At 55.6% G+C, this 25,859-nt stretch carries 23 protein-coding genes; 10 read left to right on the forward strand and 13 right to left on the reverse strand.

Annotated features, from left to right (window positions below; genetic code table 11):
* Positions 1-51 precede the first annotated feature (51 nt).
* The 3 genes from IV433_RS17905 to ycgZ form a co-directional block, all read right to left on the reverse strand.
* Positions 52-387, reverse strand: coding sequence for a biofilm/acid-resistance regulator YmgB/AriR (locus tag IV433_RS17905; RefSeq protein ID WP_326838664.1), 336 nt, complete (start codon positions 385-387; stop codon positions 52-54).
* A complete protein-coding gene (locus tag IV433_RS17910; protein WP_195815284.1) occupies positions 368-661 on the reverse strand; it encodes a hypothetical protein in 294 nt (97 codons plus the stop codon). The genes IV433_RS17905 and IV433_RS17910 overlap by 20 nt, the downstream gene beginning before the upstream one ends.
* Before the next feature lie 192 nt (positions 662-853).
* The gene (gene ycgZ, locus IV433_RS17915; protein WP_152327116.1) at positions 854-1,093 is read right to left on the reverse strand and encodes a regulatory protein YcgZ; all 240 of its coding nucleotides are present in this window, start codon (positions 1,091-1,093) and stop codon (positions 854-856) included.
* 277 nt (positions 1,094-1,370) lie between these two features.
* Here ycgZ and IV433_RS17920 point away from each other — a divergent pair, with 277 nt between their 5' ends.
* The 3 genes from IV433_RS17920 to nudI all read left to right on the forward strand — a co-directional run bounded on the left by IV433_RS17920 (position 1,371) and on the right by nudI (position 2,472).
* Complete coding sequence (locus IV433_RS17920; protein ID WP_195815285.1) at positions 1,371-1,604, forward strand: YgdI/YgdR family lipoprotein; 234 nt, start codon at positions 1,371-1,373, stop codon at positions 1,602-1,604.
* Between the two features lie 32 nt (positions 1,605-1,636).
* Positions 1,637-1,864, forward strand: coding sequence for a YgdI/YgdR family lipoprotein (locus IV433_RS17925; protein ID WP_195815286.1), 228 nt, complete (start codon positions 1,637-1,639; stop codon positions 1,862-1,864).
* 182 nt (positions 1,865-2,046) lie between these two features.
* The gene (nudI, locus tag IV433_RS17930) at positions 2,047-2,472 is read left to right on the forward strand and encodes a nucleoside triphosphatase NudI (RefSeq protein ID WP_195815287.1); all 426 of its coding nucleotides are present in this window, start codon (positions 2,047-2,049) and stop codon (positions 2,470-2,472) included.
* A 56-nt stretch (positions 2,473-2,528) separates the two neighbouring features.
* Here the strand turns inward: nudI and IV433_RS17935 are convergent, their stop codons facing one another.
* Complete coding sequence (locus tag IV433_RS17935) at positions 2,529-4,328, reverse strand: sodium:solute symporter family transporter (protein WP_195815288.1); 1,800 nt, start codon at positions 4,326-4,328, stop codon at positions 2,529-2,531.
* A 241-nt stretch (positions 4,329-4,569) separates the two neighbouring features.
* On the opposite strand from IV433_RS17935, the gene IV433_RS17940 reads away from it, so the two are divergent.
* From IV433_RS17940 to IV433_RS17955, 4 genes are all read left to right on the forward strand, one after another.
* Positions 4,570-5,907: an alginate lyase family protein gene (locus tag IV433_RS17940; RefSeq protein ID WP_195815289.1), complete on the forward strand. Its 1,338-nt coding sequence runs from the start codon at positions 4,570-4,572 to the stop codon at positions 5,905-5,907.
* Positions 5,904-8,042, forward strand: a complete 2,139-nt coding sequence (locus tag IV433_RS17945; protein WP_195815290.1) for a heparinase II/III domain-containing protein — start codon at positions 5,904-5,906, stop codon at positions 8,040-8,042. Before IV433_RS17940 ends, IV433_RS17945 begins: the two co-directional genes overlap by 4 nt.
* 10 nt (positions 8,043-8,052) lie before the next feature.
* Entirely contained in the window at positions 8,053-8,829 is a 777-nt protein-coding gene (locus IV433_RS17950; RefSeq protein WP_195815291.1) for an SDR family NAD(P)-dependent oxidoreductase, read from the forward strand.
* 92 nt (positions 8,830-8,921) lie between these two features.
* On the forward strand, positions 8,922-9,632 hold the full coding sequence (locus IV433_RS17955) for a FadR/GntR family transcriptional regulator (protein WP_195815292.1): 711 nt from the start codon (positions 8,922-8,924) through the stop codon (positions 9,630-9,632).
* Positions 9,633-10,242: 610 nt separating this feature from the next.
* Here the strand turns inward: IV433_RS17955 and fhuB are convergent.
* The 7 genes from fhuB to IV433_RS17990 form a co-directional block, all read right to left on the reverse strand.
* Positions 10,243-12,165 (reverse strand): Fe(3+)-hydroxamate ABC transporter permease FhuB, encoded by a 1,923-nt coding sequence (fhuB, locus tag IV433_RS17960; RefSeq protein ID WP_195815293.1) that lies wholly within the window; start codon positions 12,163-12,165, stop codon positions 10,243-10,245.
* Positions 12,158-13,078, reverse strand: a complete 921-nt coding sequence (locus IV433_RS17965; RefSeq protein WP_195815294.1) for an ABC transporter substrate-binding protein — start codon at positions 13,076-13,078, stop codon at positions 12,158-12,160. Before IV433_RS17965 ends, fhuB begins: the two co-directional genes overlap by 8 nt.
* Positions 13,078-15,429, reverse strand: a complete 2,352-nt coding sequence (locus tag IV433_RS17970) for a TonB-dependent siderophore receptor (protein WP_195815295.1) — start codon at positions 15,427-15,429, stop codon at positions 13,078-13,080. Before IV433_RS17970 ends, IV433_RS17965 begins: the two co-directional genes overlap by 1 nt.
* A 128-nt stretch (positions 15,430-15,557) precedes the next feature.
* Positions 15,558-16,589: a FecR family protein gene (locus IV433_RS17975; RefSeq protein ID WP_195815296.1), complete on the reverse strand. Its 1,032-nt coding sequence runs from the start codon at positions 16,587-16,589 to the stop codon at positions 15,558-15,560.
* Positions 16,582-17,190 (reverse strand): RNA polymerase sigma factor, encoded by a 609-nt coding sequence (locus IV433_RS17980; protein ID WP_326838665.1) that lies wholly within the window; start codon positions 17,188-17,190, stop codon positions 16,582-16,584. The genes IV433_RS17975 and IV433_RS17980 overlap by 8 nt, the downstream gene beginning before the upstream one ends.
* Before the next feature lie 315 nt (positions 17,191-17,505).
* On the reverse strand, positions 17,506-21,036 hold the full coding sequence (gene nifJ, locus IV433_RS17985; protein ID WP_195815297.1) for a pyruvate:ferredoxin (flavodoxin) oxidoreductase: 3,531 nt from the start codon (positions 21,034-21,036) through the stop codon (positions 17,506-17,508).
* Between the two features lie 239 nt (positions 21,037-21,275).
* The gene (locus tag IV433_RS17990) at positions 21,276-21,932 is read right to left on the reverse strand and encodes an MgtC/SapB family protein (protein ID WP_195815298.1); all 657 of its coding nucleotides are present in this window, start codon (positions 21,930-21,932) and stop codon (positions 21,276-21,278) included.
* Between the two features lie 249 nt (positions 21,933-22,181).
* Between IV433_RS17990 and IV433_RS17995 the strand changes: the two genes are divergently transcribed.
* On the forward strand, positions 22,182-22,466 hold the full coding sequence (locus IV433_RS17995) for a putative hemolysin (protein WP_195815299.1): 285 nt from the start codon (positions 22,182-22,184) through the stop codon (positions 22,464-22,466).
* Positions 22,467-22,498: 32 nt separating this feature from the next.
* On the opposite strand, the gene IV433_RS18000 is transcribed toward IV433_RS17995, so the two are convergent.
* Together IV433_RS18000 and IV433_RS18005 are read right to left on the reverse strand one after the other, a co-directional pair.
* Positions 22,499-22,915, reverse strand: coding sequence for an META domain-containing protein (locus tag IV433_RS18000; protein WP_152327128.1), 417 nt, complete (start codon positions 22,913-22,915; stop codon positions 22,499-22,501).
* A 202-nt stretch (positions 22,916-23,117) separates the two neighbouring features.
* A complete protein-coding gene (locus IV433_RS18005) occupies positions 23,118-23,843 on the reverse strand; it encodes a pirin family protein (protein ID WP_195815300.1) in 726 nt (241 codons plus the stop codon).
* Between the two features lie 157 nt (positions 23,844-24,000).
* On the opposite strand from IV433_RS18005, the gene IV433_RS18010 reads away from it, so the two are divergent.
* Together IV433_RS18010 and IV433_RS18015 are read left to right on the forward strand one after the other, a co-directional pair.
* On the forward strand, positions 24,001-24,891 hold the full coding sequence (locus IV433_RS18010) for a LysR family transcriptional regulator (protein ID WP_195815364.1): 891 nt from the start codon (positions 24,001-24,003) through the stop codon (positions 24,889-24,891).
* Positions 24,892-25,022: 131 nt separating this feature from the next.
* Complete coding sequence (locus tag IV433_RS18015; protein ID WP_195815301.1) at positions 25,023-25,805, forward strand: phytanoyl-CoA dioxygenase family protein; 783 nt, start codon at positions 25,023-25,025, stop codon at positions 25,803-25,805.
* The last annotated feature ends 54 nt before the right edge of the window (positions 25,806-25,859 follow it).

A 25,859-nucleotide genomic window follows, 5' to 3' on the forward strand; every position in this document is an offset into this window, starting at 1 on the left:
CAATGACTGAGCGGGAGGCGAATAATAGAAAAGTGGATCTTTCTTTAGGGATCAGAATCCGTAATCATCGGGCGTCATGCCCACCACCATTTCAAGTGCACCGCGCAGAATATCCAGCTGCACAACGTCAGAAGTGGTTTCAAGCTGATTAATCAGGTGCAGCATGATGGCCTTATTGGTCACCGTACCTTTATTCGCATGAATAAGACGAATTGCGGCACCCAGAACTTCTGCTTCGCTGGAGTAAAGTTCACCGGCTTTAGCGAAATGTTTATAAATGCCAGAACTGTTGACGGCGTCTGACATCGGCTGGGATGGATTTGATACAACCGAATCGCTGTGACTTAATGCACATTGGTTTGATGTATCAATGTTTTTTCTGGTCATCGGACGGCCCTTCAGCATTGAAAAAGTGTCGTACATTGTCGACATCCCGGACTTCATAACTGACACGCGCACGCTTGTCAGCCTGATCGTGGCGCATCTCATTAATGATTTGCTCCAGGGCACTTTTTCGATTTAGATTTTCAGCACTCGCAGCCATAAACTGTAACTGCTTAATGAGTCTGTCGATTGATATTGGACTTTTCGATTTAAGTAAGGAAATGACTGCCTCACCAATCAGTTTGTCCGTTAATTTTTCTTCAGTACTTCTATACATATTATCAGCCTCTGAATATATGCTGGCCAAAGGTCTGGGCAGAGTAGCTTCAGGTTCAGAGTTATTGCTTCATACCATTGGGAATTACGCTAACGGAAATAAAGCATTGGTAGGCTATGAATTAATCAAGCCCGCATAATATGTCAAACCGAATTTCTATGAAGCCAATTTTTACTCTGTCAACTTATCAGATCATGAATCACGTTCGAGAACCAGACGGATAAGCTTCATATAATGCTTTTCCTCTTCTTCGCTGCCAGCGGATTCAACACGATTCAAAAGTTTCGAACACAACGCTTTGCGATTAAGGTTCCTGCCTGCTTCCAGAATTTCAACCACAACGCGTCCCATTGTTTCCTCTTTAGAAAAACCCTGAGTGTAGAGAGAAGGGGAAGTTTCTGGTGACAATCCATCGTGCTTATTCTGACGCATGACATATCCTCTTGTTAATGTGTGCGTAGTTAATGATTACTTGTGTGACTATAAAGTTATACAAGATGTGGAAAGTTGTACAGGTATTTTTAGAAATAAATGACAGGAATACAGAATATTCTTAAACGATGCGTTGCTGAATCGGGACAGTTTTTCACCGGCAGAGGCGTACTTTCTTAGAAAATTTCCGTTTGTCCTATTTTTCAATGCCTCCGGGAAGAGCGCCTATACTTACCTGACTAATTGTTAAGACTGAACCCCTTTCAGGAGGAATTGTATGAACAGGAAAAACCTTATTGCCGCGTCGCTGGCTGCTGTTTCCATTTTATTCGTAGCCGGCTGTGCGTCGAATCAGGCGATCAAAACCACGGACGGAAAAACCATCGTCACAGACGGAAAACCTCAGGTTGACAGCGATACCGGCCTGGTATCGTACAAAAATGCTGAGACAGGAAAGACTGAGCAGATTAACCGCGATCAGGTTAAAAACATGAGCGAACTGGATAACTGAGTTGCTCAATAATCGTCAGACAGGAGAGAAATATGAACAGGACTTTGCTTTTGCCAGTAGCCGCATTAATCAGTGTCGCAGCCTTATCGGGCTGTACACGCACGAGCTATGCCATTCAGACCAATGACGCGAGAACCATCGTCAGCGACGGTAAGCCAAAAGAAGCGCCTACCGGATTGCTTGAATATACTGATGCCAATGGTGTGAAACAGCAAATCAACAAATCCGAAGTGAAACAGGTAACGGAGTTGCCTAAATAAGCCCGGTGTTTCTGATTCAATTTCCTGATTATTTCTTAAAAACCCGCTGATAAAGGCGGGTTTTTTATTTTTGCGCAGCACCTCTCAACTCTTCCCGACGCCCGCCACAGCGACGCCAGATTATGGTACTTTTTAGCGCGCACAATAGTCTCAAACAAACTCTCAAAACAAGGAAAGTCATCATGCGTCAAAGAACTATCGTTTGTCCGTTGATTGAACATGAGGGAACGTATCTGCTGTGTAAAATGGCCTCCGGGCGCGGCGTTTTCCCCGGCCAGTGGGCGCTTTCCGGCGGCGGAATGGAACCGGGCGAAACCGTTGAGCAGGCGTTATTGCGCGAAGTGCGGGAAGAGTTGGGCGAAGCACTGGAACTGACGCATATCACGCCGTGGACGTTCCGCGATGATATCCGCCTGAAGACGTATCCCGATGGAACTCAGGAAGAAATCTACATGATTTACCTGATTTTCACCTGTCAGGCGAAGAATACGACGATTACGCTTAACGACGAATTTGAAAGCTACGCCTGGGTGCGTAAAGAAGATCTGCTGAAGTTCGATCTCAACGAAGCCACACGCATCACGTTAAAACAGCGCGGACTGATTTAAACGGGAAACAGGGCATTCCATTCAGAATGCCCTGCATTCGTTTTCTAACTGCGCTGTTACCGCTGTGATGTCGCGATGTTGCGTTTCGCCGCTTTCCCTTCTTTTGCAGCTTTCATACCTTTCTCCGCACTGCGATGTAAAATCCAGCCGAAGATAAGTATCGACAGCGCGCAAATCAGGAACAGAACGCGGCCCCATAACGGGTTCGGCACCAGCACCATCAGCAGTAAACCTGCGCCCATATACATGGATATCCGGCCAATTTTATCGCGCTGCAACCGGTCAAATTCATCCTGCTCATTATCGGCATACACCGGCGTTTCCATATCGGTGAAAAACTGCTGACGCTGAGTTTCACGGGCCGTCGCATTCTCGCGGTAGAACAGGGTAGTCAGGCAGAAGAACCCGCCGGTGAAGACCAGATGCGAGAAGATATTCCACATAATCGCCACATCCAGCATCTCGCGCGCGGTCAGCGTGATACCCAGTAAACGGGCGACATCTGGCGCGGTAAATACGTTAGCGACGATGTAAGACACGACTAACCCGAACAACACCGTGACCCACGCCGCCCAGTCCGGGGTTTTGCGGATGAACACGCCAAGGAAGAGCGGCACGATAATCGGCGCCTGCATCAGCGTGCCGACTTTCATCATCAGGTCGAACAGGCTGACGGTCTGCATCGTGTGCATGTATTGCGCCACCAGGATCACCAGTACGCCGTTGACTACGCATGCGGCCTGACCGACGCGCAGCTGATACTTGTCGCTGCGTTCTGTGTTGCGGTTAACAATGGGCGTCCAGAAACTGCGGACAAAAATCCCCGAATTACGGTTCAGCGCGCAGTCCATCGACGACATCGTCGCGGCAAATAATCCCGCCATCAGCAGGCCAACGGTGCCCATCGGCATCGCGCGTTCCGCGAAAATCAGATACACCGCATCGGTAGCATTTTTCCCCAGTTCGGGGTGCGCGGTTGCGGCGTCAGGATAAAGAATGGCCACCGCCCAGGGCGGGATAAACCAGATCACCGTGCCAATCAGCATCAGAATCAGCGCGAACAGTGCCGCTTTTTTGGCGTTAAAACTGTCTTTAGCGTTCAGAAAACGATAAGAATCTTGCAGGTTATTAATGCTCTGCACGTTCTTGATAAAGAAAAACAGGAAACAGGCGACCAGCAGGGAGATGTAATGCGGGCCGACGTCCGGGCCGGTGAAAAAGCCGGACGGGAATTCTGTCACCAGTTTGACCGGGCCACCGACCTTGAACAGCGCGACCACCGCACAGGCAATCGAAATAATCGCCACCACCAGCGTCTGCACAAAATCACTCGCCACCACGCCCCATGCACCGCTCAGTAACGAAATCACCAGCACCACCAGACCGGTGACCCACAGCGTCAGCGTAATGTCGTGCTGGAACACCGCGCTGGCAAACACCGCCAGACTGTTCAGCCATACTCCCGCGCTGAGAATGCTCAGCGGAATAATCATCCAGGTGAAAAATTGTTCGTTACCTTTGCCGAATCGATGGTTGATGGCCTCTGTGGCAGTATCGACCCGAAGCTGGCGGAAGCGGGCGGCGAACCACCACCACGCCACCAGATAGCCGAACACGTTACCGGCGAACACGCTCACCACGTTGAAACCGTAGCGGTAAGCCTGTCCGGCGGCACCGGTGAAGGTCCAGGCGCTGAACTGAATCATGAACGCGGTGGCGCCCACCATCCACCAGAGCATGCGCCCGCCGCCGCGGAAATAGTGGCTCGACGAGCCGGAAGCCATCTTTTTGAACGCATAACTGATGGCAATCATTAAGACGAAGTAACCGATCATGACCAGAACATTGATATCCATTGTCGTTACTCTCTCGTTTGCAGGGGAGGTTTTTGGTTATGTATTGAGCAAGCGTAGAAGAGGAGATTTAAATTAAAAGTCCGACAAATAAGAAATGCTTAGTTTGTTATCGATTTGTGAAGCTGGTCACTTGTCGGGCTAATTGTGTGCTTTTAAGCCAATTCCGACTGGCGCTTCGAATCATTCATTGCTTTATTTGTATTACTAAAGCGCGCTAACCCTTTTTAATTCCGGAGAAAGCATGACGTTTATTCAGTGCCGTACCGTTGATGTTAAACAGCTCGCTGTCGTGGCGATGATGGCGTTTTGCAGTGCAGGTGCGCTGGCGGCAGAACCGGCATTTCTGAACACGGCACAGCTGAACGTGGTTCGCCAGCAATTGCATGAAAACACTGCGGCTCCGCAAACGCAGGATGCTTACCGGCATCTGCTGGCGGCGGCGGATTCCGCGCTGAAAAAGCCCGACCTGAGCGTGACTGACAAAGGCATGACGCCGCCCTCCGGCTCGAAGCACGATTATCTCAGCCTGAGCGCTTACTGGTGGCCGGACAGCAGCAAAGGGGACGGTTTGCCGTGGATCCGTAAAGACGGGCGCGTCAATCCGGCGAGCAAAAACGAGCAGAGTGACGGCGTGCGGCTGGCGGATTTCACCGCGCGGGTGCAGAACCTGACGCTGGCCTGGTACTTCTCCGGCGAACAGAAATATGCCGATAAAGCTGCCAGCCTGCTGCGGGCGTGGTTTATTACGCCGGAAACGTGCATGAACCCGAACCTGAATTATGCGCAGGGCGTGCCGGGTATTTCTGCCGGACGAAACGCCGGTGTACTTGACGGGCGTTACTTCTCCACGCGCATTGTGGATTCGCTGGTTTTGCTGCACGGAAATCCGGCATGGACGGACAATGACGATCAGCAAATCCGCGTCTGGATGCAGGATTATCTGACCTGGCTTCAGGGCAGCAAAATCGCCAAAAAAGAGGGGCGCACGCAGAACAATCACGGTAACTGGTATGTCACGCAGGTGTCCGGTATTGCGTGGTATCTCGGCGATAAAGCGGTGATCCGCGATATGGCAAAACTGATGGAAAGTAAGCTGGATATCCAGCTCAAACCCGACGGCACGCAACCCGCCGAACTGGCGCGCACCCGTTCGTTCCATTACAGCTATTTCAATTTGCAGGCGATCAGCATGATGGCGGTGCTGGCGCAGAAAAACGGCATCGATCTCTGGCACTACAAAACTCCACAAGGCGGCGGGCTGCTGACCTCGCTGGATTTTATGGCGCGTTACACGGACCCGTCCGTGCCGTGGCCGTATAAAACCATCGACCAGATCCGCGTGCGTCCTGTGCCGCTGCTGTCGTGGGCGGATAACGGCACCGGCGGGCAACGTTACGAGCAGCAAATCCGCCGCGCCACGTTTGAACTGCCGCCTGCCGTTAAACCCGCTGCGGGCGGGTATCATGAAGACGTCACGCGCGGCGCGGTGATGGAGGCGGAACGCGAAACCTGGCTGTTATCGCTGCCCGCGTTTGCGGCCGGTTATGTCGCGCCGCAGGCCGCCGGAGGAAAAAAATGAGCCGCTGGAAACCGCTGCTGATTAGCCCCGACGATGCCCAACAATTGCGGGCGCAGCGGGACGCCGGGACGCTGCCGGGCGCGGTGCTTCGCGAAAATATCGCCGCACTGGAAACATTCATGGCGCAACCGGCGCCGGTGCCCGGTCACGGCGAAGCGGGTGGCGCGGAACATCATCAGCACAAACAAAATTACGTTTACATCAATCTGGCCGGACGACTTTTTTTGATCACCGGCGAGCGGCGCTACCGGGAATTCGCGCTTTCACTGCTGAACGGTTACGCCGATATTTACCCGACCCTGGGCAGCGCGACCAGTAAAGACAGCAACGCGCCGGGCCGGATATTCCATCAGAGGCTCAATGAAAATATGTTCTGGCTGTACGCCGTCGAAGGCTATCACTGCCTGATGCCGTCGCTCAGTCAGCCTGAGCGTGCGCACATCGAAGACCACCTGTTTCGCGTGATGGCGGATGACGCACTCAGCCGCCATGCGAAAGATTTCGATATCGTACATAACCACGGGATCTGGTCGGTCGCGGCGGCTGCCATCAGCGGGTACGCGCTGGAAGATGATTCGCTGGTTGAAAAGGCGCTGTACGGGCTGAAAGGCGACAGCGAAAGCGGAGGATTTTTTGCGCAGCTCAGCCAGCTGTTTTCACCCGACGGTTATTACATTGAAGGGCCGTATTACCATCGTTTTGCGCTGCGCCCGTTGTTACTGCTGGCGGAAGTGATTGAACGCCGGCAGCCGGAATTGCAGATCTTTCAGTTCCGCGACGAGATTATCCGTAAAACCTGCGAAGCATTAATCCTCACCGCGTTCCCCGACGGCACCTGGCCTGCGCTCAATGATTCCTCGAAAACGATCAACATCTGCGACGACGGCGCGGTGATTGCCGCCAGCGTCTGTTATCACCGTTATCATCAGGATCCGCGCTGGCTCGCCGTCGCACAGAAACAGCAAACCGTCTGGCTGAGTGCCGCCGCGCTGGCGCTTTCCGCTGAGTTATCGGATTCCCCTGCGCAGCCGCTAAATCGGGAAAGCGTTGAACTTCGCGACGGGCCGGAAGGGCAGCACGGGGGGATCGGGATTTTGCGCAGGGGTGAAGAAAACCAGACCATGGCGCTGATGTGGTACGGACAGCATGGCAGCATTCCGCGCCTGCATTCGGCGCTGAATCACGGGCATTTCGACGGGCTGCATCTGAGCCTGTTTAATCACGGGCGCGAGTTTTTGCGCGACTACGGATTTGGCCGCTGGGTTAATGTCGAGCCGAAATTCGGCGGGCGCTATATTTCCGAGAACAACACTTACTGCAAGCAAACCGTCGCGCACAATACGGTCGTCGTCGACGGTCAGAGCCAGAACGGCGGGCAAAGTCTGGAGGCTGAAAAGCGTTCCGGCCAGCGGCATTTCTTTGTCACGCAGGCTCAGGCCGGGCAGGGAATGAGTGCGCGTTTGCACGATTACAGCCCCGGTGTTGGACAGCAACGTACCGTGCTGCTGCTCGATTTACCGGAGTTTTCATCCCCGCTGATCGTCGATGTTTTCCGTCTTACCAGCGACGAGCCGCATCGTTACGATTATTGCCTGCATCATCTCGGCCAGTTTGTGCGCAGCGATATCACGCTGAAAGCCGCCAGCGAATTAAAACCACTGGGCGAAAACCACGGCTATCAGCATCTCTGGGATTGCGCACGCGGCTCAGTGCCCGCCGGTGATTCTGCGCTGTTCAGCTGGCTGGACGGCGGAACTTACCGGACGCTCGTCAGCGCATTCCCCGACGGCGGCGAACTGATCGTCGCGCGCACCGGCGCAAACGATCCGCATTTCAACCTGCGCAGCGAACCGGCGTTGCTTCTGCGCACGCACGGTTCTGACGCCATTTTTGCCAGCGTATTTGAAACCCACGGTTATTTTGACGAAGCGACTGAAACCTCCCTCGACGCAAGAGGGAAAGTCTTACAGGTCCGGGTGGTCAGCCACGACGACCGTCAAACCGAACTGAATATTCTCTGCACCGGCAACCGGACATTAAACGTCCGCATCAGTAACGGTCCGACACCGGATGCGGAAAACGCCTTCAGCACGGCGTGGCGAGCCGTCTCATCTCTGAACATTCCCGAGTCATAAAGGAGTCATCATGTTTAACGATCTGAAAGACAAGCGAGTTCTGATTACCGGTTCAACGAAAGGCATCGGTCTGGCAGCGGCGCAGGCCTTTGCGGCGGCAGGGGCGAAAGTCGGGATCAACGGTCATCGCCACGACGCGAGCCTCGATAAACTGGCGGCCGGTATTGCCAAAAATGGCGGCGAAGTGGCGTACTTTGGTGCCGACGTGACGAAGTCTGCGGAATGCGAAGCGCTGGTCGCCAATTTTGTCGAACGTTTTGGCGGCATCGACGTGCTGATTAATAACGCAGGCGGGCTGGGCGGCCGTCAGGGGTTAGAAAATATCGATGACGAATTTTATGATCATGTTATGGATCTCAACGCCCGCTCGGCGCTGATGTTGACGAAATTCGCCATTCCGCATTTACGCCATGCGGCAAAACAAAGCGGTAAAACCACCTCAGTGATCAGCACCGGTTCGATTGCCGGACGCGAAGGCGGCGGGCCCGGCGCGAGTTTGTACGCGGCGTCCAAAGCCTGGCTGCACAACGTTCACCGCAACTGGGTGAAGGAATTCACCAAAGACAATATCCGTTTCAACATCATTGCACCGGGCACTATCGACACGGTTTTCCACGCAGATAAAAGTGCGGAAGTCCGTGAGAAAATCGCCGGTTCTATCGCCATGGGGCGCTTTGGCACCAGTGAAGAACTGGCACCCAGCTTCCTGTTTTTTGCATCCCATGCGTGCAGCGGTTACATCACCGGCCAGATATTAGACGTCAACGGCGGGCAGATGGCACCATAGCGCACAGTTTGTGAGTTTAGCGCGACGCCCGCATGCAGCGCGGCGTCGCCTGAACTATGATGTCGGCAATCTGCACAGAAAAAGGGAAGCGAATGACGATGCAGTTTGAAACCGCCGCAGGCATGACCCGGGGCCTTAACACCCACATTGCCCGCGATATTGCCCGCAAAATCCTCTCCGGCGAACTGGCACCCGGCGCCATTTTGCCCAGCGAAATCGAGCTCGGCGAACAGTTTGGTGTCAGCCGCACCGCGCTGCGTGAAGCCCTGAAACTGCTGACGTCGAAAGGTTTGCTGGAATCTCGCCCGAAAATCGGCACCCGCGTTAAAGAACGCCCGCAGTGGAACATGCTCGATCCGCAACTGCTGGAATGGATGCAGGGCATGGAAGCCACGGAAGATATTTATCATCAGTTTCTCGAATTCCGCAAAGCGATAGAACCGCATGCCACGGCGCTGGCAGCGGTGAACGCCAGTAAAGAGCAACGCATTGAACTGTCAAGAATTTACCGCCAGATGTGCCACGTTTCGGAGAATTTCGATGCGCAGGCGTGGGTAAATATCGATACCCAGTTCCACCGGATGATTTTCATCTCCTCCGGCAACTGTTTTTATGTCCCGTTCGGTAATGTGCTGACGACGATTTTTAAGTGGTTTTTCGAGTACTCGTCGAAGGAAGGCGGCATGTGTCTGAACGAGCATAAAAAGATCTACGAAGCGATCATGGCAGGGGATGAGGGAGCCGCGTATTCGGCTTCGCTGGGGCTGATGAAGGGGCATAAGCATCGGCTTCAGCGGGAGTAATTTGGGTTTTCAATTGCGGTGATCGCCTCTCATAAATCAAGACCTTGGGTTGCCACCCAAACCGGCCTCAAGGAGCGCCTGTCGCCGCGTCCCTTGAGAATCCCGGGCTCTTTCACTGCGCGCTGCCGCTCGCTGGCTATTTTCCAGCGGCTCCGGCTATTGCCGCAAAATCCCGCCGCTGCGCGGTTCCTTCCAGTCGGATTACAAACCGCGCGAAAAGATACGCGTTTTTCCATCTCTCCTTACAGCGTAATTTTTGAAAGCGGCCATAGCCTGTTAGTTCACAACCTGGCCATACCATTCATTATTTTGAAAAACGAAGAAGCATGAATATCGATTCTCTTGAATGATGGGATGGCGCGCTCAGAAATTTTGCTGACCGAGGGTTCGAGACCGCAAGGCTCGAAGCCCGTAGGGAAGGTACCGCGCAGCGGCGAGATTTCGCGCCACCCGCGGATATGGCGGAACATGTCCATCGTCCCAGCGATAGCGCGCAGTGAAAGAGCCCGGGGGTCTTGGGGGCGGTGGCGATATGCCGCCCCCAAGTCGGTGTGGGCCGACGCCCACGACTTTGACGTTAACGTTAAAACGAGCCCCGTTCCCCGCGATCCTACCGTCTCACCAGACCCCACAAAAACCACGGTCCCCCGAGCAATGCGCAGAGCATTCCGGCTGATACCGGCCACGGCCAGGCAATATTGCGGCCCAGCCAGTCGGCGATCACCATCAGCAATCCGCCATACAGCGCGGCGAGCAGGCATTGCGCACGAAAACGGTTCGCGCCGCTGTAACGGGCAAGCTGCGGTGCAATCAGGCCGACAAAACTCAGCGGGCCAATCAGCAGCGTACCGCCTGCGGTCAGCGCGGCGGCGGGCAGTAAAATCAGCATATTGCTGCGGCGCACGCCGGCACCGAGCGCCCGCGTGGTCTGCTGCCCGAGGCTCAGCAATGTAATCCGGCGCTGCAATAACAACGCCAGCGGGATCAGCACAAGCGCCTGTCCCGCGCCCCACATCGCGCGTTCAGGCGTGATCCCGGCGGTCGATCCGGTGCTCCAGTTGAGCAGCATCATCGCGCGCGGGTCGCCGCTCATCAGCAACAACATGCTCAGCGCCATACTCAGGTTGGTCAGACACAGCCCGACCATCACCATCGATTGTGGCTGGAAACGCGAGCGCATGCCGAACATAAACAGTGTGAAAATTGCCAGCAAACTGCCCGCCAGCGCGGCGGGGAAAAGCTGCGACAGTGGCTGATTGAACAGGATCACCAGCAACACCACCATCAGCGATGCGCCGCTGCTGATACCAAGCAGTTCCGGGCTTGCCAGCGGATTGCCGCTCTGTCGCTGGATCAGCACACCGGCCACCGCCAGCATCGCGCCCGCGCTGAGCGCACCGAGCATCCGCGGCCAGCGCCATTGCAGAAGTGAACCCATTGCCGCCGCGGTATCGGGTGTGCAGTTGACGAACAGCGAAAGCGCGATGCCGCCCGCGAGCATCAGCAACAGAACCGCAACCCGGCGGCGCGTCAGCGTGCGTAACACCGGCATGTTCAACGTTTGCGGGGCGATATACGGATTGCGCTGGCGGAACAGCAACATCAGCATCAGCGGCGCACTGAGTAATCCTGCGAGCGCACCGGTCGGCAAATCCCCGCCGGCGGGTGAGAGAAATTGCGCCAGCTGATCGACGGCGGTCAGCAGCCCGGCACCGGCCAGCGGCACGCAGATCAGCTGATGCGTGAAGCGCCGGACGCCCGCCAGACGCACCAGCGCCGGAGCGGCCAGCCCGATAAAACTGATGATGCCGACCTGACTGGTGATGAGCGCGCTGAGCGCCACGGCAACGGCGAGCGTGGCGATGCGGATTTTCACCACAGAAACGCCCAGCGCACCGGCGCTCAGATCTGACAGACCGATCAGCATCAGCGGTCTTGCCAGCAGCGCGCTTCCCGCCATCAGACACAGCACCGGCAGCAGTAAAAACTGTGCGACCGGCCAGCCGTTCTGGTTCAGCGAACCGGCCTGCCAGCTGAATAAATCACTCAGATAATCATGATTGAATAACACCATCAGCGTGTTCACGGAATTGCCATACAGGCTGATGACCATGCCGGTCAGAATGATTTTCAGCGGATCCAGCCCCTGACGGGCGATCAACAGATAAAGCACCAGCGCGGTCAGCGCCGCACCGGCCAGCGCCAGATTCGTCAGGCCGAAAACCAGTAAACCGGGGAGAACGATAATGCCCGCCGACATCGCCAGATTGGCACCGGCGGCAATCCCCAAAGTGGCCGGTTCCGCCAGCGGATTGCGCAGAACCTGCTGGAAAAGCAAACCGGCGGTTGCCAGCGCCATGCCCGCCAGCGCGCCGGTCGCCAGCCGTGGCAGAAAACTGTAATGCAGTAACAGGCTGGCCGTGGAAGGCAGATTACCGGCATGAAGGCGACCGAGATTACTGATTAACAGCAGGGCACACAGCAGCGCCAGCGGCAGGATAATCAGCCAGGGCAACGCAGATAATTTACGCATGAGAGTCAGGATCCGTGAGCGCTGTCGTGATGTGCTGTGCCAGACCAATGGCTGTCGTCAGGCCGCCAAACGGAAAGAAATGCGTCAGTTCCCGTGCGCGTCCGCCCGCAACCAGCGGCAACTGTTGCCATAATCCGTCAGGCTGGCGCAGGCGGGAAACCTGCGTCAGCGTCGTCGGTAATTCGGTGTAAAACAGCCAGTCAGCGGGCAATGACGCCAGCTTCTCAACGCTGACGTTTGCCGTGCCCATCGCGCCAACCGGCTGCGTCCAGGCGTTACTCAGGCCAAGGCGGGTGAGAATGACGTCCGGCAGGCTGTTCCGGCCATACACCGTGACGTATTTACCGTCCTGACTGCGCACCGCCACCAGGATCCGCTGACCGGCCACGCGGCTGAGCCGTTGCTGGCCGTCACTGAGGGCACGGGTGGCGCGGTTTATCAGCTGCGCCGCCTGCGCGGATGCGGAGAATTTTTTGCCCAGACCGGCAGTAAAACTGACTAATGCCAGCCAGAGATCGCCCGCAGCGGGATAGACCGAAACGACCTCCACCGGCGCGATGCGTTGCAGGCTGTCGAGAAGGGCGGGCGCGATCATATCGCTGAGGATCAGGGTGGGTTTCAGGGCGGCGATAAGCTCGATATTCGGTTCCCAATACGGGCCGATATCCTGCACATTTTCCGGTAAAACGGGTTCGGCGATCCGCCGGTGGAAATAGCCCACATCGGAAACGGCCAGCGGCGTAATGCCCAGTGACAGCAAGGTTTCCGCCGCCAGCCAGTTAATCGCGATAATACGATCTGCGTTTGTTGGTACGGACTGGGACGAAGCGGCCAGCGCCGCCGGGGCATTCACCCACGGCAGCGCCAGCAACGCTTTCAGACAGTCACGACGACTGAGTAAAAAAGCGGACATCAGAAGCTGTATTTCAGCGAGCCGATAAACGTCCGTTCCTGCCCCGGATAGCAGCTGGTGTCGTCGTCACAGGTGCCGACATAGTGGTGATCAAACAGGTTCTGAATATTGAATCCGACCGTCACATGCTGGTTCACCTGATATTTCGCACCCGCATCCACCAGCGCGAAGTTCTTCACCGGAATGGTGTTGGCGTTATCACCATACATACTGCCGACATAGCGCACGCCGGTGCTGAGCAGCAGGCCGTCGAGCACACCCTGATGGAAACCATAGTTCAGCCAGGTCGAGGCCATATGTTTCGGCACGTTAGCCTGTTGTTTGCCGCGATCTCCGTTGTTGCTCTTGGTGATTTCCGTTTCGGTGTAGGTGTACGACGCCAGCGCATCCAGATTTTCCGTCAGCTTCACCGTGGTTTCGGCTTCGATACCGCGCGAACGTACTTCGCCGGACGCCACCTGATAACCGGTAATGACGTTATTCACGATCTCATTGGTGAGTACGTTGCTTTTGGTGATATCGAACGCCGCCAGCGTCATCAGCAGCGTGGGATCCGGCTGATATTTCACGCCGACTTCATACTGGTGCGCCTGGCTCGGATCAAACGTACGGTTCCTGCTGTCGGTGCCGCTGTTTGGCACAAAAGATTCGGCGTAGCTGATGTATGGCGCAAGTCCGTTTTCGGCCAGATAGGTCAGACCGGCGCGCCCGGTCCAGGCGCCTTTGTCCACCCAGCTGGTGGTGTCAGTCAGGTTATTTTCGGTACGCATACTCACGTCATCATGACGGCCGCCCAATGTCAGCAGCCATTTTGGCGTCAGGGAAATCTGATCCTGCATGTAAACGCCGAGCTGTGCGGTGGTCTGATCGTTGTCATTGAGCGCGTAAGTCGGATCCGCAATATCCAGCCCGTACACCGGATTGTAGATATCCAGCGCCGGAGCGGCTGCGCCAAAACGTTTGGCATTACCGTCGAGGCGGCTGTAATCCAGCCCGGTCAGCAGGCGGTGCGTCAACGGACCGGTGGCGAAATCGGCCTGCAACTGGTTATCCATATTGAACGCGCGCATGTGTTCATCAAAACGGATGGCGTTACGCGAGACGGTGCCGGTGGTGAAACTGACGTTACCCGGCAGCAGGTTGTTAAGAATGGTGTCAGTCTGGCCGTAGCGCACGTTCTGGCGCACCTGGAAAATGTCGTTGAACTGATGGCTCAGCTCATAACCCACGGTGAACTGTTCCTGACGAAAATGGTTGTAATTGTAATCGCCGAGCAGGGTGTCGGTGACATTGCCGCCCGGTTTGGTGAGTACGGAAACGGTGCCGCCGGACGTATCACGAAGGTAATCCGCACGCAGGGTCAGGCTGGTCTGATCGTCTGGCAGCCAGGTAAACGACGGCGCGAGATACAGACGGTTATCTTCCACGTCCGGCCCGTTTTTGTACTGAAATTGCGTGTCGCTGTCGCGGGCGAGGCCAATGACGCGGTACAGATAGTGGCTGTCATCGTCAATTTTGTCGCTCATATCAAACTGCGCCTGACGGCGGTTGAAATTGCCCAGTTCAACCTGAACGTCATGTACGCCCTGTGCGGACGGCAGTTTGCTGACGCGGTTCACAATCCCGCCCGCATCGCCCAGCCCGAAAAGGGTGGATGACGGCCCGCGCACGATATCAATGCGTTCCAGCGCATACGGCTCGGTGCGGAAATAGCTGTAGCTATTGTTGAGCTGACGCAGGCCATCGCGGTAATCGTTGGTGGTCAGGGCATTGAAGCCGCGGATATAAATCCAGTCATAACCTTTCGGATCGACACCGTAGGTTTCGGTTTTCACGCCCGGAACATAACGCAGCGCTTCCGTCACGCTTTGCACGTTCTGGCGATCCATACGCTCGCGCGTCACCACGGAAACTGACTGCGGGACTTCAAGCAGCGGCGTGTCGGTTTTGGTGGCGGAATTGCTTTCCTGAGGAACAGTGGTCCACGCGCCGTATTGCCCGTTCACCGTCATGGTATCGGAACCGGCAGCAGGCTGCGGGGCGACGACAACCGTGTCATTTTCAATGCTGAAACTCAGGCCGGAGCCTTGCAGCACGCGGCCAAGCGCGGCTTCCAGCGTCATCGTTCCCTTCACGGACGGTGCCGTTTTTTGCGCCACAGAGTCGGGCGCGGCAATCAGCTGCACGCCAGCCTGCTGTGCCAGCGTATTCAGCGAAGCGATCAGCGGCTGAGCCGGAAGTGAAACGGTGAGCGTGGCCGCCGCAACGGCGAGCGGAGAGCAAACGGCCAGCGCGATGGCGGTCAGGCCGGTTTTGAAACGGACGCCTTGGTAAATCGTCGAAATGGTCATGCAGTTATCCCCAGAAAAAACCAAATAAGAATCATTATCCTTTCTGAAGACGAGACCGACGCCAAAACCCTGACGTCGTCTCCTGAAATTTTTTAAACTTTTTTAGCGGGGGGAAATTTTTGTGACGATCAGCGCTGCGATATCTGCGTTTCGCCGGTCTGCGTGCTGATTTTTACCGGCAACACTTTAGGCAATGCGCGGACGAAGCTGTCCGGGCGGTGAACGTTAAAACTGCCGCTGATGCGCAGCGCGGCGACGTCCTGCGAGGCCGCGTGGTAAGGCATTTCGCCGTAACGCGAGAATTCGGCCAGCGCCAGACTGAGCGGGGTGTTATTAAAATTAATCCGCGACTGCCGCCAGTCGGCAATGGTGTCCGGCGCGACAGACGCCTGACGCGTCAGTGTGCCGCTGGCATCGCTGGTCGCCCGCTGCGTGGCGCGAAGCACCATCAGGTGACGGTTTTGCGGATCCTGCAGCAGCGTAGCCATCACGCGCCAGTGCATATTTTGCAGCCACGACCGCGGCCCGACACGCACCGCGCCGCTGCTTACGGCAACGTCTGTGCCATCACCGCTCATCGATTTCGGAATGTACCGTACGCTGAAATGAGTCCCCAAAACCGTCACGCGGGAAGGGCCGCTGAAAACGATAAACGGCTTATCTTCCAGATGTTGCACCTGAAAATACGCCTGACCTTTGATAAGCGTGACTTCGCGGCGTTGCTCAAAATACGCAACCTGCAACTGCGTTTCGGCATCAAGGCTGACTAACGTGCCATCGGGCAACGTGAGTTGTTCTAATTCTCCGCGACCGGTATGAAACGCGGTGGTCATGACCGGCGGTGCAAACCACTGCCACGCGGGCCACATCAGCATCACGCAAAGCAGCGCGGCAACCGGGGCGGCAAACCAGAAAGGACGACGCGCCTGCGGTTTTTCCACCGGCAGCGAAGCCCGCAACCGGGCAATATTTTCCTGCGGCAAATCGCCGACGCGCTGCCACACGGCCTGCATCGCCTGAAATTCCCCGGCATTTTCGCCCTGCGAGAGCCACTCATCAAACTCGCGCTGTTCGCGTGCCGACAAACCGGCCTGTTGCCGGCTCAGCCACCGCGCGGCCTGTTCGCTGGCGGACAACTGCGCATCGGAGATGTTATTCATCGCGGGCATCCTTTTCTGCGTGAGCGGCGGCTTTCGGGGTGTGATGTTCCTGCTGCCAGGCGTCATTGCTGTTCCGGCAGGCAATCATGGCGCGGATAATATGCTTCTCGACCATATTGATGGATATTCCCATGTGGCTCGCGACATCCTTTTGCGACAATCCGTCAAAACGATGCAGGATAAAAGCTTCCCGGCATCGTGGCGGCAGGGCTTCGATGGTGCGGGTCATCAGCGCATTATACTGATTTTCTTCAATGAGTTCGTAAGGTTGCAGATGAGACGGTGCGGCAAAATGCGCGCCATCGGTTTCTTCAGACGCCTCATCCAGCGGAAGTTCGGGGCGGCGATAATGATCGACCAGCAGATTTCGCGCGATGCGATACAGCAAACTCCGGTGCGACCGGACCGGCTGAGTGACAGACAAAGCCCGGATAAACGTCTCCTGCGCTATGTCTTCTGCATGCTCGCGGTCACGAAGCTTACGGTTAATAAACCGATATAATTCAGTGTAATATTTCTCGAAAGCCGGCACTGGATTCTCAGATAATGAAAGACAGGGAACTTCTGCGATGCCTATTTTAGACATAAATCCCACAATCATTCATTCACAAATGATAATCATTCTCGAAATAAATTAACCTCAACCTTCCATTTGCCTTAAGTAAAAATTACGAAGTGATCTTTTAAGATGCCTGTTCGGAACCTGGGGTTGTGTAATTCGGAAGATTGATGCCGGGTGATTTTGATTTGCTCCTTCCCCTCTCACGAGGGGAAGGACGGGATGGGGTGTTGGTTTTAACGGCTCAGTGGCCTGCAAAACCCCCTCCCGACCTCCCCCTTCGCAGGGGGAGGAGCAAACCAATCCGTTGTTATTATTGAGAAAGGTAGGGTGGAGCCCACGACCTTGATTTAAATCTTACGACTCAGACTCGCTCTTCTTCCCCGCCAGCAGCGCCAGAAAGTCATATTTCTGCTGCAATTCCTTCTCCGCCGCCGCATACAACTGCGTCGCCACTTCCGGTTGTTGCGCATTCAGCCTTCTGAAACGCTGCTCATTATTGAGCGTATCGGTCAGCCCGCTGGAAGGCGGCCTTGAATCGAGCGCCAGCGCTGGTTTGCCTTCTTCCACGCGACGCGGATCAAACCGGTACAGCGGCCAGAAACCGGTGGTGGTCAGCTGCTTCATCTGATCATGGCTGAGCGCCAGATCGTAGCCGTGTTCTTCGCACGGGCTGTACGCGATGATAAGCGACGGCCCCGGATAGGCTTCGGCTTCCTGAATCGCCTTCACCGTCTGGTTGAGCTGCGCGCCGAGGGAGATTTGCGCCACATACACATGACCGTACATCATCATGCTCACACCCAGATCTTTACGCGATTTGCGCTTGCCCTGTTCGGCGAATTTCGTGACCGCACCCAGCGGCGTGGCTTTCGACTGCTGCCCGCCGGTGTTGGAATAACACTGGGTATCGAGCACCAGCACGTTGACGTTTTCCGTCAGGCTCAGGACATGATCCAGCCCGCCGAAACCGATGTCATACGCCCAGCCGTCGCCGCCGATCAGCCAGATGGATTTATCCACCAGATAATCCGCGTCGGTTGCCAGCTGGCGCGCGTCCGGTGTATCAATGTCGGCCAGAATCTTGCGCAGCGCGGTGACGTGCCCGCGTTTAACTTCCGGCGTAGACGTTTCATCGCGCAGGCCGCCCAGCACATCGGCCGGAATATGCGGCTCCAGCGATTCCACCAGACGCAGCACGCGGCGGCGATGCTGATCGACCGTCAGACGGAAGCCCAGCCCGAACTCGGCGTTGTCTTCAAACAAAGAGTTCGCCCACGCCGGACCACGGCCATCGGCGTTGGTGGTGTACGGCGTTGACGGTAAATTACCGCCGTAAATGGAAGAACAGCCGGTGGCGTTGGCAATCAGCAAACGGTCGCCGTACAGCTGCGTCAGCAGTTTGATGTAAGGCGTTTCGCCACAGCCGGAACAGGCACCGGAATACTCAAACAGCGGCGTGATCAGCTGCGAAGTGCGGATATCAATGCGTTCCAGCGTGGTTTTATCGATTTCCGGCAGCTTAAGGAAGAAGTCATAGTTGGCGCGTTCTTCTTCCAGATGTTCGATGCGGTCGGCCATGTTAATGGCTTTGATGGACGGATCCTGACGGTCTTTCGCCGGGCAGACTTCCACGCACAAATTACACCCGGTGCAGTCTTCGGGCGCGACCTGCAACACGTATTTCTGGCCGCGCATGTCACGGGATTTAACGTCCAGCGATTGCAGTGCGGGAGGAGCGTTTTCCATGGCGTCCGGCTGAACCACTTTGGCGCGAATGGCCGAGTGCGGGCAGGCGGCGACGCAGTGGTTACACTGCGTACACAGATCCGGCTTCCAGATCGGCACTTCTTCAGCAATGTTACGTTTTTCCCACTGCGTGGTGCCGGTCGGCCAGGTGCCATCCGGCGGGAAGGCGGAAACCGGCAGGGCGTCGCCAAGCCCGGCCAGCATGGTGGCGGTGACAGTTTTGACGAAATCCGGCGCGGCGTCCGAAACAATAGGCGGACGTTTACGCGGATTTTCCGGAATGGCCTGCAACGGGACGGCAACCAGCTCTTCCAGCGTGGCGGCCAGCGCCATCCAGTTGCGCGTGACCACGTCCTCGCCTTTGCTGCTGTAACTGCGGGCAATCGCGCCCTGCAATTCTTTCAGCGCTTCGTCGCCCGGCAGGATTTGTGTCAGGTGGAAGAACGCCATCTGCATGACGGTGTTAATGCGCGCGCCGAGTTTGCACTCGCGGGCAATTTTCGCCGCGTTAATCACGTAGAAACGAGCTTCGCGCTGAATCAGCGTCGCTTGCACTTCCAGCGGTAACCGCGCCCAGACTTCACCGGCGCTGAACGGCGTGTTAAGCAGGAAAATCCCGCCATGACGCAGACGTTCTGCCATCTGATACAGATCGATAAACTGCCACTGGTGGCAGGCAACGAAATGCGCCTGACTGACCAGATACGCGGATTTGATCGGCTTTTCACTGACGCGCAGATGCGAAACCGTCAAGCCACCGGCCTTTTTGGAGTCGTAGACGAAATAACCCTGCGCATACATCGGCGTGCTGTTACCGATGATCTTAATGTTGTTCTTGGTCGCTGATACAGAACCGTCACTGCCCAGCCCGTAGAACAGGGCTTCGAGTGAGGCGCGCTCAGGCAACTCTTCTTCAACCACCGGCAGGGAAAGCCCGGTGACGTCGTCATAAATGCCGACGGTAAAGCGCGGACGCGGTTTGCTGAGCGCCAGTTCGCGGAACACCGACAGTACGCAGTCCGGCCCGAATTCTTTTGACGATAATCCGTAACGGCCGCCGATCACTTTCGGCAGCGAATCGCGCTCGCCGCAGTTATAGGCTTCAGCCAGCGCGGTCATGATATCGAGATACAGCGGCTCGGCCAGCGCGCCCGGTTCTTTGGTGCGGTCCAGCACGGCAATGCTTTTCACGGATTGCGGCAGCACGGCCAGCAAATGTTCAGCGCTGAACGGACGGTATAAACGCACTTTCAGCACGCCGACCTTTTCGCCGCGTGCATTCAGGGTTTCGATGACTTCTTCGGCGGTGCCGATCCCGGAACCCATCAGCACGATCACGCGTTCTGCCTGCGGATCGCCGACGTATTCGAACGGCTTATATTCGCGGCCGGTGAGGGCGGCGAACGCATTCATGGCGTCGATAACGTGCTGGCAGGTGGCGTTGTAATACGGATTGGTGGCTTCGCGGGACTGGAAATAAGTGTCCGGGTTGGCAGACGTGCCGCGGATCACCGGATGATCCGGTGACAAGGCGCGGGAGCGGTGTGCGTCAATCTGCGCCTGCGGCAGCATCTGCTGGAGGGTGTCGTCGCTCAGCGGTGCGATTTTATTGATTTCATGCGAGGTCCGGAAACCGTCGAAGAAATGGATAAACGGCACGCGGCTGTTAAGGCTGGCGACCTGGGCGATCAGCGCGAAATCCTGCGCTTCCTGCACGCTGGCGGCAGAGAGCAGGGCGCAACCGGTCTGGCGCACGGCCATGACGTCGGAATGATCGCCGAAAATAGACAACGCGTGCGTCGCGACGGTACGCGCCGCAACGTGCAGGACAAACGGCGTCAGCTGACCGGCCAGTTTGTACAGCACCGGGATCATCAGCAACAGACCCTGCGACGAGGTGAAAGAGGTCGACAGTGCGCCGGTTTGTAATGCGCCGTGGACGGTGGAAATCGCGCCGGCCTCAGACTGCATTTCCATTACCGTCGGGACATCGCCCCATAAATTTTTCTTCCCTTCGCCAGACCAGGCACCGGCAATTTCGGCCATGGTAGAACTGGGAGTGATCGGGTAGATGGCAATGACTTCGTTGGTGCGATAAGCCACGGAAGCGACTGCGTTATTACCGTCAGTGGTGATCATGGAATACCCTTTGCTTTGCTCACAAAAAGGCCGGGAAACAGTAATTTTTACCGGCAATAATCATAAAAGCTTAGCAGAGGGGGGATTAATCAATTTATCCTGATTGTGTGCAGGGCTTTTTCACCTGACATTTTAAGGGGTTATGCGCGGCGGAGCAGTTTCAGGAATAGTCGTAGCCGCTGGCAGGAATAACCTGTGCGTCAGCGGCGAAATAGGGGAATTCTCGCCGTAAGTGGCGATTAATTAATATCGATGCGTTTTATTCCTTTCACTGACATCAGCGCTTCATAAAGTTTGTCGACACTTTGTTTGGGCCGCAGGATAACGTCCAGAATCAGTTCACATTTGCTTTCATCTTCATCGCGCTGATTGATTTTGATATGGCCGGGGCGAATACGCATTTTCTGTAATGCTAATAAAACCGATGGCACACTTTCCGGCAATAAACGTATTTCGATTAAATGGTGATGACCGACCCAGTGATTGCTGATCTGGCGAAAAACTTCCAGCACAATTAAGGTCATAAAAGCGCCATATATCCCGATCTCATACAGGCCGCTACCAATCACCAGACCGATGGCGGCAGTGACCCATAATCCGGCGGCGGTGGTTAATCCCTTAACAATTTGTTTCTGGATAATGATGGTCCCGGCGCCGAGAAAGCCCATGCCGCTGACCACCTGCGCTGCCACGCGGCTGGGGTCAAAACTGACGTGTGTTTGCATCAGAATATCGGCGAAACCGTATTTCGACACAATCATAAACATGGCGCTGCCAATCCCCACCAGAATATGGGTACGTAATCCGGCTTCTTTGGCGCGTAATTGACGTTCGATGCCAATCAATCCGCCCAAAGCACCGGCCAGGGCGATCCGCAGTAAGAAATCTGTCAGCATGTATTGCTCCTTTATCGTTATATTTCCCGTTCTTATTCAGGAGGAAAAGCGGTTAATCACTCTCTATTTTATGAGTCAAAGAAATAACCATACGAAATAAAATGTGTCGGAGTGTTTAATTTTGGAATTATTTTAGGAAAAAGTTGATGTTATTTCGCCAACGGACTCGACGCAGGCGAAAAACCTCGGATATGATGGCGATTCGAAAAAATTCCCCGCATTACCCAAAATCATTCAGGAGCAGGACAGATGATCACTGCGTTTCGCGTGTTACTGGCCGCCGGTGTACTGGTGTTAGCCGCATGCAGCAGCCACAACGATTCGGCTGACGTCCCCCAAAAAGGCAACAGCGTGAATGTCGGTCAGCGTACCGTCAACATGGACAGCCCGGCGTATGCAGCCTGTTCAATGGCAGGCGGGCAACTCAGATTAGCGCCACAGCTCGATGGCAGCCGCGTCGGCATGTGTTCGATGGCGAATGGTCGTCAGTGCTCTGAAGCCGCGTTGATGCAAGGGCGTTGTACTGCGGGTTAAAAAAGCCAGACGGGTGTCTGGCTTTTTCATGATTACATCCGGTCTTTCAGGCGGTAAACCAGCGTATGTTTACCCTGTTTCAGGACCATCTTGTTCTCATTCAGGGAAACGGCCGCGCCGTTATTGAGCACGTCGCTGATCACGTGATCCCATTTGTTCAGGTTCTCGTCCGGGCACAGCATCATGGTTGAGGCCAGGCCTTTCACCGTCAGCACGTTATTTTCCAGATTGCCCTGACCCATAAAGCGGTTACACATCTGACCGGAAACATGCAGGTTTGAGCCGAACTCAATTTCCGGAATACGGCCCTGTGCGGCCGGAACCGTCTGACCATCCACACTCAGCAACTCGAAACGATGATGCTGCAAATCAGTTTGCTTCACGCCGGTCTGGCTGCTACATGCGCTGATAGTGATGGCGGCTGCCAGAACAAACAGTGACTTCTTCATGTTCTCTCCTGAGAAATATTCCATATGTGTCATACATATCGTTATATTCATCTTAATATATTACGTATTGCATCGCAATTATAGCGCAGGTGAATGCGTCGTCAGAACACCGCCCGATGCCCAAAAAAAAGCCTGCGACCTTCCTTTTCAGGATGATCACAGGCTTGGGCTTTTGCGTACTTTACTCAGGCATTACGCCGTATCAGCGTGACGGATGATTCACTTCAACCGGACGCAAATCAAACAGCAGGACTTCCGCCTGGTCGCCGTCGGTAAAGGTGACGCTATCTTCATTGCGGATACGCGCGCCGTCGCCGGTTCTGAATTCGACACCGTTCACCTTGATGCTGCCGCGGGCGACGTGGAGGTAAGCATAGCGATCCGCATCGAGGGCAAACGTCGCCTGTTCCGCACCGTCGAAGAAACCGGCGTAGATTTTCATGTCCTGACGCACGGTCAGCGAACCGTCTGTGCCAGATGGTGAAACAATCAGGCGGAATTTCCCGCGTTTTTCCGCTTCTGCGACGGACACCTGCTGGTATCCCGGTTCGGTGCCATTTTCTGACGGCACAATCCAGATTTGCAGGAAATGCACGTTTTCTTTACCGGAGTGGTTGAATTCACTGTGTGTCACACCGCTGCCTGCGCTCATCAGCTGAACATCGCCGGGGACAATCACGGAACCGGTGCCCATTGAATCTTTATGTTCCAGCGCGCCTTCGAGCACATAGGAGATAATTTCCATGTTGCTGTGCGGATGCGCCCCGAAGCCGCGACCCGGTGCGACCTGATCATCGTTAATCACCAGCAGGTCTGAGAAACCGACCTGTTTTGGATCCCAGTAATTCGCGAAAGAAAATGTGTGACGGGAATGCAACCAGCCGTGGTCACCTAAGCCGCGTTGTTCAGAGAGACGTTGTTCGATCATGGTGTACTCCTCAGTGTTGTCAGGGGGGAAGTGCGTTTGCGCTTCCGATGAACAGAGAATACACGTAAACTAATTTGCTCAACAATGAGGTGGATTGACTATCACTGTCACACTTTGGTTGACAATAACCGGGCGTATTCCTCAGGGCGAAACTGACATGCAGATTGAAGATCTCCGTATTTTTGTGGCGGTAGTGAAAGCCGGGAATTTCACCGCAGCGGCCGAACAGCTGCTGCTTTCCAAACAGTACGTCAGCCGCCGGATGGCCGCGCTGGAAGCGTCGCTGAGCGTCAGGCTGCTCAACCGCAATACGCGCAAACTGTCGGTGACCGAATCCGGCCAGCTTTTTGCACAACACGCGCAGCGCATTCTCGACGATATCGAAGAAGCCGAAAGGGCCGTTTCGCCAAAACGACAGGCGTTGCAGGGCTCGTACCGCATCAGTATTCCGATGTCATTTGGCATCAGTCATCTCTCGCCGCTGATTGCGGAGTTTTTGCAGCAAAACCCGGCGATTCAGTTCCAGGTGGAACTGGTGGACAGGTATGTCGATCTGGTGGGCGAAGGCTTTGATATCGCCATCCGTATTGGCAATCTGGCGGATTCCTCGCTGGTGGCGCGCCGTCTGGGGCAGCTTCAACGTATTATCTGCTGCAGCCCCGGTTATCTCGAACGGCGCGGCACGCCGGAAACGCCGGACGATTTACTCCGGCACGATTGCCTGCGATATGGCCGCGAAGGGCAAAACGGCTGGGAGCTGGAGCGCCACGGCAAACTGCGGATTTTCGACGTGCGCGGGCCGGTGCTGAGCAACAACGGCGAAGTGCTGCGCGACGCCGCCATTTCCGGGCTGGGCATTGTATTGCTGCCTGAGTTTATCGTCGGTCCGGCGCTGGAAAACGGCTCGCTGGTACCCATCCTTGACGCCTTCCAGCCCGGCTCGCTCAGCCTGCATGCGCTCTATCCGCAGCACCGCCAGCGCAGCGAAGTCACCCGCGTGTTTCTCGATTTCTTACAGGAAAGGCTGAAAGCGCAGCGGGTGTCGTAATCTTTGCCACCCGCATCACATTCCCCTTCGGTTAACACAAATATCCAGCTCTTTGTAGGATTCGCATCGTTTTTTCCTATAAAAATTGCCGTACTTTTGTGTTGCACAAACGTTAACTAAAGAGGTGGGAAATGATAAATTCATCTGAGCAATACCTGGATGAGCAGTACCTGGACGCCCTCGGCGCAACGCAGTCGCTTACCGCAGAACAGGCCGCTGAGCTGGAAACCCGGGGTTACGTTATTATTCATAACGTGATCGACAAAGACTGGCTGGAAGAAATGCGCGTGACCTTCGATGCGTTGGTGGAAAAAGAGGGTGACAATCTGGCCGTTGAGCATCATCAGGAAGCCACCGCGACGCGTATTGCGAACATGATTAACAAAGGTACGGTCTGGGAAAAAGTGTGGTCGCATCCGCTGATTCTGTCCGTTTGCCGCCACATTTTCCGCGGCGCGTTTAAGGTATCGAGCCTCAATGGCCGCGAAGCGCTGCACCGTGGCGGACATCAGCCGCTGCATGCGGACTGGAAAAAGCCGCGTCCGGATTTTCCCAAAGTGCATCTGGTGAACTCCATCTGGGCGATTGACGATCTCAGCGCGGCAAACGGCGCACCGCGGATTATACCGGGCACGCATCACCGGCCGGAGCTGCCGGAAGATGTCCTGGCAGACGTCGGATTACCGCATCCCGACGAAGTGGTTTTCGAAGCGCCGGCCGGAAGCGTGATGATTTACGACGCGCACGCCTGGCACGGCGGCACCAACAATACCGTCGGTACACGCCGCCGCGTGCTGCACAGTTTGTACATCGATCGTGAAGATGCGCAGCAGCAGGACCAGCGCAAATGGCTTAAACCGGAAACCGCCAGCCGACTAACCCCGGCGCAAAAATGGCTGCTGGATGTGGTGTGAATGAAACCGTGGGCGTCGGCTAACACAGGTCAAGACCTTGGGCGTCGCCTAACA

The organism is Rahnella laticis (assembly GCF_015644585.1).
GTDB lineage: Bacteria > Pseudomonadota > Gammaproteobacteria > Enterobacterales > Enterobacteriaceae > Rahnella > Rahnella laticis.